Genomic DNA, 1,227 nt, shown 5'->3' on the forward strand with positions numbered 1-1,227 from the left:
GACTGACGGCATCGTAACCGGCCCGCGCGGCGATATAGACCAGCTCGGGCGGCGTACAGCCAATCAGCGTCAGATGCGCCAAGGAATAGAGTGGTTCATCGGTGTGGTTATGCAATGATGTCATATACTGCACTTTCCGACTCAGATGTTGCATGCCTTGCCGTATGATTTAACAAATATCCGATATTAAGTAAATCATCAATTGAATACCGTTTGCGTGCCGTGAACTCGACCAATTAGCCAACTACCTTGCAATTGAACGGTTTTCCCTCAGTGGTTGCCGGGCTAATTCAGAAATATGCTGCGCCGTTCACGCCAAGCATTCGTTCTGACCATAGGCGCTCCAACTGAAATCGAACTGCTGCAACCTGCCTGATTGCATGCGCAAAGGAAATTTGGCGGTGTCGACCTCGCCAACATCTGTGGATCCGGGATCGACCAGCACCGAGCCCGCGACAAAAACCTCGGCCGTCACCTCGGCACAGATCTATCGCATGAGGTCATAGACAAGGCTGCCCTTTTCGGCAAAGAGGCCAGCGGAGGTCTTGATTAACGCCGGTGTTGACGACTGTGCAGTACGGGGTACGATGTTCAGCGTCTTGGGGATTCCGATTTCGTCTGCGGTAACAGTAGATTAATGGCGATAGATTGTAGGTCGAAACGCCGGTTGAATACCATGGCCGCGGTGACGTCACGTTCTTCCGCCTCGGCTGCGATAGCCCCAAGGGGTGGCAGATCGAAGGCAAGCATCTTCTCGCAGTAAACAAGCCCAAATGTACGAGCCAGTCACATCGCCGTGAGACGCTGTCGGCGTAGCTATCAACGCCCTGATCGGAGGAGGTGAAGGAATTCGCGTTTTCCAAGTCGGCTAGTCAGGCGGCGACCATATGATCAACGTCGCAGACATCGACAAGCCCTTCCTAGAAGTTCCGACCGTTTTTTCGGTGGGAAGATAGACGATTGCCCCCGCGCCAAAATCAGCCTGACATCAGACTTTAACCCAGACCCCACCCTTTTCGTTCGACCTTACAGCCGCTTCGATGAAACGTACACCTGCCGCGCCATCGTGTACCTCGGGCATCTCAATCCATCCATTGGGCAGGTCACGTCCATCCCGGCGCGCAGCCACCGCCATGGCAAATTCCGTATAGAGGTTGGCCCAGGCTTCGATAATCCCTTCGGGGAAGCCGCGCGCGGTACGTATCAGTCGTTGTGCACTGGGGCCGA

At 54.6% G+C, this 1,227-nt stretch carries 1 protein-coding gene and 1 pseudogene; both read right to left on the bottom strand.

Annotated elements, in window-relative coordinates; translation table 11 throughout:
- Positions 1-310: 310 nt before the first annotated feature.
- The gene (locus ACR0K5_RS25090; RefSeq protein ID WP_480632225.1) at positions 311-475 is read right to left on the bottom strand and encodes a hypothetical protein; all 165 of its coding nucleotides are present in this window, start codon (positions 473-475) and stop codon (positions 311-313) included.
- Between the two features lie 513 nt (positions 476-988).
- Positions 989-1,227 (bottom strand): annotated as a pseudogene (locus ACR0K5_RS25095) (Gfo/Idh/MocA family protein); the annotation flags it as partial.

The organism is Ruegeria sp. AB9 (assembly GCF_056542585.1).